11 protein-coding genes are annotated in these 12,358 nt (G+C 56.2%); 1 reads left to right on the top strand and 10 read right to left on the bottom strand.

Features of this window, described 5'->3' with window-relative positions; all coding sequences use genetic code 11:
- Positions 1-570: 570 nt before the first annotated feature.
- The 7 genes from FYC77_RS07645 to FYC77_RS07615 form a co-directional block, all read right to left on the bottom strand.
- Positions 571-1,332, bottom strand: a complete 762-nt coding sequence (locus FYC77_RS07645; RefSeq protein WP_149080919.1) for an IclR family transcriptional regulator — start codon at positions 1,330-1,332, stop codon at positions 571-573.
- Positions 1,333-1,546: 214 nt separating this feature from the next.
- Positions 1,547-2,917: an MmgE/PrpD family protein gene (locus FYC77_RS07640; RefSeq protein ID WP_149080918.1), complete on the bottom strand. Its 1,371-nt coding sequence runs from the start codon at positions 2,915-2,917 to the stop codon at positions 1,547-1,549.
- Between the two features lie 105 nt (positions 2,918-3,022).
- The gene (locus tag FYC77_RS07635; RefSeq protein WP_149080917.1) at positions 3,023-3,973 is read right to left on the bottom strand and encodes a DMT family transporter; all 951 of its coding nucleotides are present in this window, start codon (positions 3,971-3,973) and stop codon (positions 3,023-3,025) included.
- Between the two features lie 126 nt (positions 3,974-4,099).
- Positions 4,100-5,068 (bottom strand): LLM class flavin-dependent oxidoreductase, encoded by a 969-nt coding sequence (locus FYC77_RS07630; RefSeq protein ID WP_149080916.1) that lies wholly within the window; start codon positions 5,066-5,068, stop codon positions 4,100-4,102.
- A 62-nt stretch (positions 5,069-5,130) separates the two neighbouring features.
- Complete coding sequence (locus FYC77_RS07625) at positions 5,131-5,628, bottom strand: (2Fe-2S)-binding protein (RefSeq protein WP_149080915.1); 498 nt, start codon at positions 5,626-5,628, stop codon at positions 5,131-5,133.
- The gene (locus tag FYC77_RS07620) at positions 5,625-6,548 is read right to left on the bottom strand and encodes an FAD binding domain-containing protein (RefSeq protein ID WP_162354491.1); all 924 of its coding nucleotides are present in this window, start codon (positions 6,546-6,548) and stop codon (positions 5,625-5,627) included. Before FYC77_RS07620 ends, FYC77_RS07625 begins: the two co-directional genes overlap by 4 nt.
- On the bottom strand, positions 6,541-8,871 hold the full coding sequence (locus FYC77_RS07615) for a xanthine dehydrogenase family protein molybdopterin-binding subunit (protein ID WP_149080913.1): 2,331 nt from the start codon (positions 8,869-8,871) through the stop codon (positions 6,541-6,543). Before FYC77_RS07615 ends, FYC77_RS07620 begins: the two co-directional genes overlap by 8 nt.
- A 140-nt stretch (positions 8,872-9,011) precedes the next feature.
- On the opposite strand from FYC77_RS07615, the gene FYC77_RS07610 reads away from it, so the two are divergent.
- On the top strand, positions 9,012-10,310 hold the full coding sequence (locus FYC77_RS07610; protein ID WP_149080912.1) for a M20 family metallopeptidase: 1,299 nt from the start codon (positions 9,012-9,014) through the stop codon (positions 10,308-10,310).
- A 15-nt stretch (positions 10,311-10,325) separates the two neighbouring features.
- On the opposite strand, the gene FYC77_RS07605 is transcribed toward FYC77_RS07610, so the two are convergent.
- The 3 genes from FYC77_RS07605 to FYC77_RS07595 all read right to left on the bottom strand — a co-directional run bounded on the left by FYC77_RS07605 (position 10,326) and on the right by FYC77_RS07595 (position 12,342).
- Positions 10,326-10,658 (bottom strand): AzlD domain-containing protein, encoded by a 333-nt coding sequence (locus FYC77_RS07605; RefSeq protein ID WP_149080911.1) that lies wholly within the window; start codon positions 10,656-10,658, stop codon positions 10,326-10,328.
- Positions 10,658-11,386, bottom strand: a complete 729-nt coding sequence (locus FYC77_RS07600) for an AzlC family ABC transporter permease (RefSeq protein WP_149080910.1) — start codon at positions 11,384-11,386, stop codon at positions 10,658-10,660. The genes FYC77_RS07605 and FYC77_RS07600 overlap by 1 nt, the downstream gene beginning before the upstream one ends.
- A gap of 296 nt (positions 11,387-11,682) precedes the next feature.
- Positions 11,683-12,342 (bottom strand): isochorismatase family protein, encoded by a 660-nt coding sequence (locus FYC77_RS07595; RefSeq protein ID WP_149080909.1) that lies wholly within the window; start codon positions 12,340-12,342, stop codon positions 11,683-11,685.
- Positions 12,343-12,358 lie beyond the last annotated feature (16 nt).

The following is a 12,358-nucleotide window of genomic DNA, read 5'->3' as shown; positions in this document are numbered from 1 at the left end:
TAGTGCTCGTACCCCTGACACAGGGGTGGATATTCGGTGAACTACGCCGTTCACAGCATCAAACAAACTTGGGGGGCTGAAATCAACCGTATTATGCAAACGGAACCCACGGTGGGACACAGTTCTCGAGCGATATCATCTAGTATTTCATCAACATACGGATACTGGTGTTATCAATCGAGTTAATACGCCGTCCGATTTCTCCGGAGATGGGCAGTGTACCTGGCTTCTCGAGTGGTATGCTGTATCTACCCACACGCTGTTTGATATGGTAGAACACACTCACGGTCAGCCGGCACAGCTCGAAATCTATTACAACTGTACCTGTGTAATCCCACTCGGGGATCGACAATTCGTTCAGTGGAGCTCGACTTTTCTGACTTTTTGTGGTTTAAGCGGAGGAAATAATGAGTATCTGGGCCTAGTTTTCGTGTATGCGTGCTAACTCATCACTCTTTTCGAGTCAGTATAACCGATCTCGACGCCCCTGTTGTTCGATGTAGTAGAACGGCTTGTTGGCGATCGTCACCTCTCAACCAGATGGACTGTTTAGAATTCGGTGCGCTCCGTTCAATTAGTTAGGTTCAACTCGAGTTCGTTGGTAACGCCGAGGAGTAAATCGATTATCTCGTCGTCTAAGCGGTCGTGCATCCGCTTTTCTGGACCGGAGATCGTGATCGCACCCAGAATTGACTCGTCGGTACGGATCGGAGCACCGACCGAGAGGAACCTTCCTTGGGATTCTCCCGTGTTTACTGCGTATCCCTGATCGCGTACTTCGTCGAGTTCTTCGAACAGTGTTTCTCTATCGGTGATCGTATTTTCCGTCTTCTGTGGCAATCCCCAGTAGTCGATTATTTCGCGAACACGCTCTCGAGGAAGCCCAGAGAGGATCGCTTTACCGGACGCACTCGTGTGTAAGTGGGTTGGCTGTCCGATTCTCGGCCGGGCCCTGACGGCGTACTGGCCGAACGAGCGAAATATCACGTATGCTTGACCGTGTTCCTCGATTACGAACTGTGTCCGTTCATCCGTCTGGTTGGCTAATCGTTCGACGCGTTCACGAACCGAATCGAAGTGTGGAACTTTATTCCTCGTGGATGCCCCTAAATTCAGAAAGCACATCCCTAACTTATACTGGTCCCCTTCTTTGGCCGCATATCCGCGTTGTTCGAGCGTTGCGAGGTGGGCGTGGACGGAACTCTTCGAGATACCGACTTCCGCAGAGATCTCTGTGATTCTCGCGCTGTCGACCTCTCTGAGGTATTCGATAATATCTAACACCGTTACGTCTGATTTGATCGTTTTAGTTTCTTTGTCGTTCGTTATCATGGTTCACTCTATGGGTTTGTGGGTTGCGTATATAAAGTTTCCTCACGTAGAACGACTGTCGGTCCGTTCTTCCTCCAGGGTGTGTTATCGGTTGCCACCACGTGTTGTCGCGATTATACCCAGTATTGGACGTAATACTGTAAGTAGCGGTCTACTATCGTCATACTCGTGAGAACGCTCGGCTGCCCACTCGACTGAGTGTAGAGAACACCCACTAGCTGGTAGTGCTCGGGACGCCACTGGCTATCTCGAGGAACCGTCCGACGTTCCCTGGCTCGTCGATCGCCCCGGCAACATCGTAGAGGTCATCGACTAATGGCTCTGGGACTGATGGAGAGGCGCACTCGTAGAATTTCGTCCGAAGACGTTCTTCACTCAGTGGGTTACTGGGACTTCCTGGTGCGTGACTCCGTTCGATCTGATACTCCTCGCCCGAAATCGTTTGGACACGTAGCTGTGCACCGTAATTCGCGAATCCGTCACCGAACAGGTTTGGTTCGAAATCACGCTCGATACGGTCGAATAGCTCCTGTGTTTCCGATTCCTGTAAAAAGTCATATGAAAACTGCTCTGGCCGTACGTCGCCATCGCGAAGCGTTGCCACGAGTCCCATCTCGATCGACGCTCTCCCTTCCTCCGGTGTCGATGGACGATCGTAGGTCATGAGATCTTCCGCTGCTTTCTCGAGTGTAACGTGAATACACTCGATATCCTCCGGTGTCAGCGACTCAGTTTCGACGAGTTCACGCATGGCTTCGATCGCAGTATGGGTGATCCGGCCACACGGATACGGTTTGATTCCAAGGTCCATGATTGCCCACGTCTCTCCGAGGTCGTCGGTAATCGAAGACGAGTCGTAGCTGTTTCCTGGTGTCATTACTTCACCGTATCCACGTTCCCCGGACAGAATCGATTCGTTCGACGTAATCCCGTTCCGTGCGAGCAACGCTGCGTCCAGTCCAGTTCGGGCGGCGTGTCCGGCATGTAATGCCTTCGTCATCGTTCCAGCGTTTGCCAGGAGTGACGAGGAACACGATGCAACGATTCCAAACGCCCTTCGTATCTCCACGTCGGACAACCCGAGAACCGACGCTACACCAGCAGTCGCACCGAACGAGCCAACGGTCCCGGTGCTGTGAAATCCGTGCGTGTAGTGGGACGGATAGACTGCGTGTCCGATTCGGAACGTCGTTTCAACGCCGACAGCGTACCCCGTCAGTACCTCTTCTCCCGTTGCATTTACCTTCTCAGCTGCCGCCAGTGTCGCCGGCAACGTCGAAGCACTGGGATGGATAATCACGGACTCGAACGTATCGTCGTAATCCTGTGCGTGGGCAAACGCCCCATTTGCGAAGGCAGCGCCGGAGGCACTCGCCGTTTCACCCCCGAGGATGGTCGCTTCCTCACCCGGTGCCGTATCGGATATGTACTCGGTGATTTGATCTCCAAACGGTTCCGTCGAAGCATACAGCGCGACCCCAAGCGTGTCCCTGATCGTCGTTCTGGCGCGTTCGCGGACCTCTTCCGGGAGATCGTCGATTGCGCAGTCACTAATAAAAGTGGCTAACGCTTCAGTCTCGTCCATACCACACAGAGTTGCGGCCACTAAAAATACTCTCTGGTTTCGGTGACGACTACCCCTTTCGCGCTACCAGAACCGAGGGCTTTTCTTCGGACCGATATCCGTGGGTTATCCCTGGAGGGTCACTGTTACGACGCCGACGACGACGATCGTCGCTGCGGCAACGATCTTCCACGTGACGTTCTCTAACCGTTTTGGCAGGAACGCAGCCGAGAGGAACACGGTGAACAACGTATTCGTTATTAACACTGGAACGACGACGTTCACTGGTGCAATCTCGAGTGCCACATAGTAGCCGACGAGAAAGAGGGTGTTCGAGATTCCCGCGAGAACGAACCAACGGCTGTTTTTCGTGTAGAGTCCCGACATCGCCGGCAATGTTCCCTTCCATCGAAGGTAGAGCGTGAACCCGAGCGTGGCTGAGGCGGTTTTGATCGCGAGGCCAACCGGTGCTGGTGTTCCCTCGTTGAAACCCGTTGAAGCGAAGATCGGTTCCGCTCCGTAGGCAATTGCGGCTCCGAATGGAATTACCAGCCCTATCAACAGTTCCCGTCGGGGGATGTTGTTCAGGCTGTTGTGGCTGGTCTCCCACGTGATGAGACTTACCCCACTGACGATTAGAACGATCCCGAGCCCGTGAATCGGTGTCAGTGACTCACCGAGGACGAGTATGCCGAAAACGGTGGCAAACAGTGCTTGTGATGCGACGATTGGTGCGGTTCGACTCGCCCCAATTGTATCGATACTCGTGTACGTGAGCATCCGCCCGAGCAGTGTCCCGAAAAGTCCCGCGCCGATAAACGATATCCACGAAAACCGAGTGAGGTGATACTCCGGATAGTACAACAGTACCACCCCGGGGATGAGAACGGCGGAGTTGATGAGCATCACGATCATCACCGCATCGAAGGCTTTCCCTTCGTCGGTCCCCTTTCTAACGAAGACGTTCTGTGACGCATTAGCGACTGCTGCCCCAAGCGTTAGCGTAATCGCGAATAGATGGCTTAGATCAACCATGATGACTTTTCTGTATACTCTCAGTAGACACACCCCCGTCATATATCTGTGTACAGTCGAGATCCATCGTTCTGTGTCCGAGCGAGACCGCGTTACCGCTCTATGTGGTCGCTCTCTGGACCCACGCTGGTCGTTCGAAGGGGTAACCGCTGTTGGATTTCTCGAGGGTTATCTGAACGCTGGGAGTACCTCGTCGGCGGTCAACTCCATCATCGACTCGAGTTCGTCGAACGAGTTTCGCATATCCAAAACGATGTGATCGAAGCCACGATCGACCAGGGCCTGGATCTGTTCGATACACGTCTCCGGATCACCCGCGATATAGCTCCCTTCGATATCGTCGAGTGAGCTGTGGTCCGTTCGCAAAATCGTGTTCACATCGTGGACGAGTTCCTCAGTATTCAGATGTGAGATGGCTTCGTCGGTCTCCGGTGCAACGCTGTATATCGACAGATAGCCGAGATCCAGCGAGCGATCGTGTTCGGCTTCGAGTGAGTGAAGCTGTTCGAGGCGTTGATCTAACTTCTCGAGGGTCATTCGACCGGGATACCAGCCGTCAGCGTACTCCACAGCACGTCGAACCGCGAACGGTGAGAGACCTCCGTACCAGAGTGGTACTGAATCGCCGGGCCGAGGATCGATCGTTACGTTTTCGAACGCGAAGTGATCGCCCTCGTAATCGACGTTCTCTTCGCGGAACGTTCGTCGCAGGATTTCGAGATTCTCCTCGACGAGGCGGCCCCGTTCGTCGAACGGCAGATCGACGGCATCGAACTCCCCTTTGAACGTCCCGGCACCGATTGCACAGAGGACGTCGCCTGTCGAGAGATACTCGAGGGAACCAATGCACTGACTAAGCTTCAGCGGGTGTCGGTGGGGATTCAGACTCCCTGTGGCCAGGGTTAGATCGTCCGTCACCGCAGCGAGATGTGACAGCACCTGCATCGCCTCGGCGAAACGTTGTTCGACGATGCCGCCGTGTTCTTTGTTCTCCGGTGGAACGTACAGGTGGTCTCGTGCCCACACTGAATCGAACCCAAGAGTTTCCGCCTGCTTTGCCGTGTCGACGATAAAATCACGGTTACAGTGTGGGCCGAAGTGAGGGAGCACTATCCCAAAGGATGGTTGGTTTGCCATTGCTATGGGTCTTAGACTCCACCAAGATATAGATTGTGACGCTGTGGTTCCCCAGTGTACGATTACTCTGTGCCGAGGGGAGAATCACGATCGGCGTCAGTTTCCTCGTCGAGTGTCTCGATCGCGTCGAGGATCTTCTCGTATCCGGTACACCGACAGACGTTGCCCTTGATCGCCTTCTTTGCGTCTTCGCGATCGAACTCGTCGGTGTTCTCGAGGAAATCTACCGTCGCTAGTACGAACCCGGGGGTACAGTACCCACACTGTGCGGCGAAGTTGTCGACGAACTTCGTCTGGACCGGGTGCAGGTCCTCGTCCGTGCCGATATCTGCGATCGTCCGGACACGGCGGCCATCGACTTTGGGTGCCGGTGTGAGACACGACTTGACAACGGTATCGTCGAGTAAGACCGTACAAACCCCACACCGTCCGCTCTCACAGCCGGATTTGACCTGCTTGGCGTCGAGTGACTCGCGGAGCAACTCGCGAAGCGGTTGATCGGGTCTCGTCTCGACGGTCACGCTCTCTCCGTCGAGTTCGAACGTAACTGTGACCGTCATTCGAGTTCACCTCCCGCTCGAGTTACTGCTTCGGCAATGCTGCGAGATGCGAGCGTCTTTGCAACCTGTAACCGGTACTGGCTCGTGACGAGCGTCGTCGTCGGCTCGATGTCCGCTCCAAGCTGTTCGACAGATTTGGTAATTTCTTGCATGGTTGTCGGTGTTCCTTCGAGTGCTGTCTCTACCGTTGGGGCAGACGCGCCAGTCTGACCGACCGCAGCAAGGCCGACCCGTGCTGAGTCGATCCGGTCGCGAGTTGCGGAGAGTGAAACTGACGTTCCCACGCCACTGATCGTCCATCCGCCCGCAACGTTCGTCTGTTTTCGGTAGTCTTCTCCGTGATGGCCGTCGTCGTCGATCGCTGGAATTTCGATCGCTTCGATGATCTCGCTGGCGTCGATCTCGACCGGTGCCAAGCCAATATAGTCTTCCCGTGGGCCGCGTAATTCGGTTTCTTTCGTCGCATTTCGGTACAGAGCGTCGACGTCTACTCGTCGTGTCCCGTCGCTGGACCCGATCACGACCGTGGCGTCGAGACAGTAGAGCACCGGGATAATATCGAGTGCAGGCTCACCTGATGCGAGTGCGCCACCGATAGTTCCCAGCGAGCGAACCTGACGATCACCGATCCCGTCGATGGCCTCGAGGAGCATCGGGTGGCGATCACTCTTCTCACTCGCGAGAATATCACGGTACGTGACAGCACTCCCGATCACCGTTTTCTCCGCCGTCCGTTCGATGCGCGTCAACGCCGGAATCCGCGAAATATCGACAGCGTGATCGAGTTCGACGGTGCCGTCTCTCACCAGGGGGAGAAGCGTTTGGCCACCGCTGACGATCGTCACTTCATCGTTGTGACGATCGAGTATTCGCTTTACCTCTTCGATGCTGTCTGGAAACCTGTAGGACTGATCACTCATCGACTGGCACCTCCTCGTCGAAATCTCGCCCTGCCATCGCGAAAAACACGCGTTCTGCGGTCGCTGGCGGATTCGTGATTCTGTTTCCGATTGCATCACGAATCGCGTTTCCGATTGCGGGTGCAACCGGTGGTAGCGACGGTGTCCCGAGCCCTTTTGCCCCGTACGGACCGCTGCGTTCCGCCGATTCGATAATCTCACACTCGAGTTGGTTCGGCATCTCGACTGGAGATGCGACGGAGTAGTCGGCCAACGACGAATTCTCCGGGATGCCGTTATCGGCACGAAGTTCGGAACATATCGCAAACTCGACGCCGTGGAGAACGGCACCTTCGAGTTGTCCCTCTACCATTTTGGGGTTGATCGCAAACCCAACGTCCTGTGCGGCGACGAACGTGCGTACGTCGACGTGACCCGTCCCGGGGTCGACCACCACCTCGGCGAAGTGTGCACCGTAGGAGGCCGGTGCGTCGTCGGCCGTGGCTCGGCCCACGACTGTAATCTCCTCTTCTAAGAGATCACTGATCGAAACTGTCGATCGATCGGTGTGTACGGTTCCATCGTCGATTCGGACATCAGCCGGTGAACAGTCGAGCGCCGTCGAGATCCGGTCGACCAGTGTCGAACTGAGCTGGGTACCGGCATCTCTGACTGCCCCACCGATGAGGTACGTCGAACGGGATGCAACTGCACCCAGCGAATCATCGAGCGCTGCCGACGCAGGGAATCGTTCGACTCGTACGGCTTCGGGCGGAACACCGACTTCGTGTGCGACGATTTGAGACATGACGGTATCCGACCCCTGGCCGAGTTCGACTCCCGCCGTCTTCGCGGTGACCGTCCCATCGGTCCGCATCGTCAGTTCCGCCTCCGAAACGTCTCTCCCGTCGCCAGCGCCGGATCCGGTCGTGTGAGTCCCGAGCGCGACGCCTCGGCCAACGAGTTCGTTGCTGGACGATGATCGATCGTCGGTTATCCGTTCGAACGTCCGTTGCCCTCGCTCGAGACACTCCGTCACACCACTGGTATCGATCGGCCCACGACCGTTCGAGCGGTCTTCACCTTCTTCCAATAGGTTGCGGGATCGGAACGTGAGTGGATCCATTCCGACGGTTCGTGCTACCTCGTCGATGTGGGACTCGAGTGCGAACGTCCCCTGTGTCACACCGATTCCGCGATATTCTCCCGCTGGCACGTTGTTCGTGAAGACTGAGACCCCTTCGTACTCGTAGTTGGGGATTCGATACATATCGAGCGGTCTATCACGACCGTTCGAAAGAACGATGTGGCCGACCCCGTTCGGATACCCTCCGGTGTCCGCGATAACACTCGTTTGGAGCGCCGTGATCTCACCGTCGTCAGTAACGCCCATGGTTAGCTCCCACTCCGTTTTGTGACGTGTTTCGCCGGCCAAAAACTCCACATCACGTGGGAACTCGAGACGGACGGGCCGACCAGTACGTTCGGAAAGCGACGCTGCAACCGGTTCGAAGGTGAACTTTGGAAGCGATCTGCCGCCGAAGCTAGAAGACGGTGTCGGCGGAACGGTGATCTCGACGCTATCGTGGTCGATCTCGAGGAAGTCTCCGAGTTCTTCCTGGGCTTGCGTGATATTTCCCAGAGTCGTTTCGACGTGGAGTTGGTCGTCGGTCCACGATGCGATACAGCAGTGGGTATCTAAGTTACAGTGACTGACACGCGGAGTCGTGTAGCTCCGTTCGATCACGTGGTCAGCGGTATTGAGAGCCTCGTCGACGTCTCCGTGTTGGTACGCATGGTAATCGTCGATGTTGTTGACGTACTCCTCGTTGGTGACCTCGATCGGATGTTGACGGTGTTGCTTGAGGTCTGGCTGGTTTTCGTGTACGATCGGTGCACCGGCCTGCACGGCGGTCGCCGCGTCGAAAACTGGCTCGTGCTCGATCACGTCGTACTCGATCTCCTCGAGAGCACGGTATGCCGTCTCTCGATCAGTCGCAGCGACCGCAGCGATGACGTCGCCGACGTGGCGAATCCTGTCGTCGAAAAATCCGCGAAGCTCCGATCGGGAACACGCCGCAACGACGCCGTCACAGTCTGTCGCCGCGGTCGTGTCGACGGTTCTGAGCGTTCCATGCGGCGTTTCTGCGCGCAAGACGGCCGCATGGAGCGTCGATGGCCGAGAGACGTCTGATCCGTAGATTGCCGTTCCCCGGACTTTCGATGCGATATCGGTTCGCTTCGTTGCTGTCCCGACACCTCGTTTCGACGGAGGCTGCTCCGCTGTCTCCCTGCTGGCCTGGATCGATCTAGACGAATCAGTACCAGGTGCTTCGCGAGTCATACGAGTACCTCTGACTCGACCGTATTAAACGTTGGTTCAGTTGGAACGTGAGTGTTCGACAATCCCAACACCCAGTACCAGTCACAAAAGTTCGACAATCCCAACAACCAATACCGGTCACGGAAAACCTTCAGGGAACGATGGAGCCACAACAGCAGATCGACGACTGGATCGAAGACCACCGCGAGGACCTCGCTACGTTTCTTCTCGAGTTCGCTACCGTCTCCAGCCCCAGAGGATACGAACGAGAAGCGGCCGAATACCTCTCCTCGTGGCTACAGTCCAACGGAATCGAGACGCGTTTGCAACCTGTCGTCGGTGACAGAGTAAACGTCGTCGGGAAACTCCCGGGATCTCAGAACGAATCGGCCTCTCGAGTGGTTTTCAACGGTCACCTCGATACTGCATACGGAAACGCCGAGGAAGACGACCGGGTCCTTCCCGACCGTCTCCGAAGCCATACGTCTGCCTGGCGGGACGAGGACGATCTGTTCGGAGTCGGCGTCATCAACGACAAGGGACCGATGACAGCGTTTCTGTGGGCTGCACTGGCAGTCGAGGCGTCGAACGTGAGCCCTGCTGGAGACATCTATCTTACTGCAAGTGCCGGTGAGATCGGAGGAACGACGACCGACGAGTCCTGGGATCCCCGTACGGTTGGAAGCGGAATTGGGACGCGTCGGTTGGTCGACGGCGGTATCACCGGTGATTACGCGATCGTTGCAGAGACGACGGATTATGCGATCGCACGGATGGAGTGTGGTGTCGTCTGGTTCGAGATCACGATAACCGGATCGCCGACCTATCAGCCTCGCCTGGCTGCCTACGAGCCAGACACTGTCATGGACGAACACCCCGGGGCCTTACCGGCGGCGTCCAAGGCTGTGCGCGTCCTCGAGCAGTGGGGGAGTGAGTATTCGAACTCGGAGACAAAAGAGTACGATCACGGAACGATGCGCCCCTCAGCAGGTGTCGGCGCGATCGAGTCCGGGAACCCGAACGCGCCGATTGTCGCACCAGGGACGGCAACTCTGTATCTCGATGTCCGGCTCCCTCCCGAAGCCGGTCCGGAACTCGTCAGAGATGAAATCGATCGTGTCCTGATGAGCGAAGGAATCGACGCAACGGTCGAGCCGTATCTCTTCCGCCGTGGATATATCGCCGACGACGAGGCGGTTTCACCACTCACTACGACCCTCTCGGACGCTCACTACGATCTGTTCGACGAAACTCCACCCGACCCACAACCAATGATAACGAGTATGTGGCGTGACATCAACGTCTTCAACGAAGTGGGCGTGCCTGCGGTCACGTGTGGGCCACCGCGTACCACGCGTGAATTCGAGGGGACGACGCACCCGTGTATGCATCTCGACGATCTCGTAGCGGGGGCGAAGTTGTACGCGCGGGCCATGGTCGACCTCTGTTGTGAGACGTGAGGGTCCGTCGGGAGTTCACAGCAGTTGTAGTAGCCAGAGAAGACCCATCCCGGCTACTACCGTCAGTATGAGGCTCTCGGTCTTTCGAGCGATTCCGAACGCCACGAGTCCAGCGACGAGGTATTCGTTGTGGAGACTGATCGAGAGCGAACCGTCGGCGAATGCGAGATCCGGTGCAGCGAGTGCCGCAAGCACCGCTAATGGAACGAAGGGGAGGACGCTTCTGACGGAAGGCGGTAACTCACCTATCAGTTCGATTCCCAGAACGAACGATGCTCTCAGAAGGTAGGTGGCGATGCTCAACAGTGCGATCACTGTCCACATCATCGGTGAAGAGAGGTTTTCCATCAGGGACTCACCCGGGTTCGGATTCGATCGTAATTATCGACAGAAACGCCGGCGAGAACGCCACAGATGATGGCTACGAGCAGACCGGTGTTGAAGGGCAGTCCCACTGTTGTGACGGAAACGACTGTCGCGGCGATCACCGTCATCAACGTCCCAAAATTTTCGATAGAGGGTGCCAGCAACGCGATAAAGATCAGCGGTATCGCGAACTCTAAATTCAATCCATCGCCGATGGCGCCGCCGGCGAGTGCCCCGATATACGTGGCGATAACGAACGAACCGACCGCTGGTACCGTAAGCCCCAGGTAGTACCATCCCCGGTGTATATTCGACACCCTGGATGACGACTCCTTTGTTTCCCCGTCGATCTGAAATTTGCTCGTGAGTATTGCGAAGTTTATATCGAAGAGGGCATATCCCATGACTGCTCGCCATCGCCTGGATAAGTCCCGTACGAGCGGGGCTATTGATGCGCTGTAGATCATGTATCGAACGTTTATCACCATTACCGTTATCAGCACGATTGGGAGGGCAGTATCCGTTCTGAGAAGGTCGACTGCGGCAAGCTGGCCAGCACCAGCAAACATGAACAACGACATCCCAACCGCCTCGAGTGGTGCGATGCCAACCTCGACTGCCGTCGCGCCGAAGAGCATACCGAAGGGAATGTTCGGCGGAATAGCGGGTGTAATGTCACGAACGCCAGTAACGAAGTCCTCGTATTCCATACCACTACCGTACGTGCGAACTGCAATGATTGTTGTGTCTTTTCATTGGTTACCGGCTGACCGTGTCTTCAGACATCGTTTCGGCGTGGATACGATTGCGCTCTTTCGGTCTTCGTCAGCTTCACTTGGCGCATACGATCTGCCACGACTGATACGGATTGCTGGTCGATCGCCCGCTGCTCTATGGTCGGCCCGTACCGACTCATGACAGCCCGTATCTGTGACGAGAGGTGCGTCCCTCGGTTACCTGGCCCTGGGACCGATGACAGCAGTGTAACTCGCTGCCGACAGAACCCTCATAACTGTTCGAGGACGTCGTCGAGTGGCCGAACGTCACCGTATTTCATGTCGATATCGAATAGCGTCGTTTCGTGTGAAATCTGTGAGCGGTCGGCAACGCACTCTTCCGGTACGATGATCCGGTAGTTGTACGAGAACGCATCGACGACTGTTGCGCGGACACATCCCGATGTCGTCATTCCTGTCACGATCAGTGTGTCCACACCGTCGTAACTCAGCATACTCTCGAGTTGCGTTCCGAAGAACATGCTCGGTTTGTATTTCTCGTCGATAACGACGTCCTGTGGGCCTGGCTCGATACCGTCGGCCAACTCGTCAGGATTGCCATCGGTCGGTTCGTGGCCCTGGTCGTCTTCGCCCAGGCCCGTCGACTCCGTCCATCTACCGAGTTCGACTGGGCTTCCTTCCGTCTTTGCTTTCGCATAGTATCCTCTGATTCCGTGCTTTCGTGCGTCGTCCATCAATCGTGAAATGGCTTCCACTGCAGGTTTGCCGGTCTCGGCGTATCCGTTTGGATAGTCGTCTTCGACAAACGCGTTAGTCATGTCAACGATGAGGACTGCTGGTGTCTCACCGAAACCGACTGATCCGGCATACCCAGCCTTCTCGAGCAGAACTTCCTTGTCGTCCTCTGGAACGAGTTCTGGAATGTACATCCAGTGTACGATACCA

This window comes from Natrialba swarupiae, from assembly GCF_008245225.1.
Classification (GTDB): domain Archaea; phylum Halobacteriota; class Halobacteria; order Halobacteriales; family Natrialbaceae; genus Natrarchaeobius; species Natrarchaeobius swarupiae.
This window is presented reverse-complemented; position numbering and strand designations above follow the sequence as displayed.

Bases quoted from the DNA above. Each gene is read 5' to 3' on its own strand.
- FYC77_RS07645 (WP_149080919.1), bottom strand. From the start codon at position 1,332: ATGATAACGAACGACAAAGAAACTAAAACGATCAAATCAGACGTAACG.
- FYC77_RS07640 (WP_149080918.1), bottom strand. From the start codon at position 2,917: ATGGACGAGACTGAAGCGTTAGCCACTTTTATTAGTGACTGCGCAATC.
- FYC77_RS07635 (WP_149080917.1), bottom strand. From the start codon at position 3,973: ATGACGGGGGTGTGTCTACTGAGAGTATACAGAAAAGTCATCATGGTT.
- FYC77_RS07630 (WP_149080916.1), bottom strand. From the start codon at position 5,068: ATGGCAAACCAACCATCCTTTGGGATAGTGCTCCCTCACTTCGGCCCA.
- FYC77_RS07625 (WP_149080915.1), bottom strand. From the start codon at position 5,628: ATGACGGTCACAGTTACGTTCGAACTCGACGGAGAGAGCGTGACCGTC.
- FYC77_RS07620 (WP_162354491.1), bottom strand. From the start codon at position 6,548: ATGAGTGATCAGTCCTACAGGTTTCCAGACAGCATCGAAGAGGTAAAG.
- FYC77_RS07615 (WP_149080913.1), bottom strand. From the start codon at position 8,871: ATGACTCGCGAAGCACCTGGTACTGATTCGTCTAGATCGATCCAGGCC.
- FYC77_RS07610 (WP_149080912.1), top strand. From the start codon at position 9,012: ATGGAGCCACAACAGCAGATCGACGACTGGATCGAAGACCACCGCGAG.
- FYC77_RS07605 (WP_149080911.1), bottom strand. From the start codon at position 10,658: ATGGAAAACCTCTCTTCACCGATGATGTGGACAGTGATCGCACTGTTG.
- FYC77_RS07600 (WP_149080910.1), bottom strand. From the start codon at position 11,386: ATGGAATACGAGGACTTCGTTACTGGCGTTCGTGACATTACACCCGCT.
- FYC77_RS07595 (WP_149080909.1), bottom strand. From the start codon at position 12,342: ATGTACATTCCAGAACTCGTTCCAGAGGACGACAAGGAAGTTCTGCTC.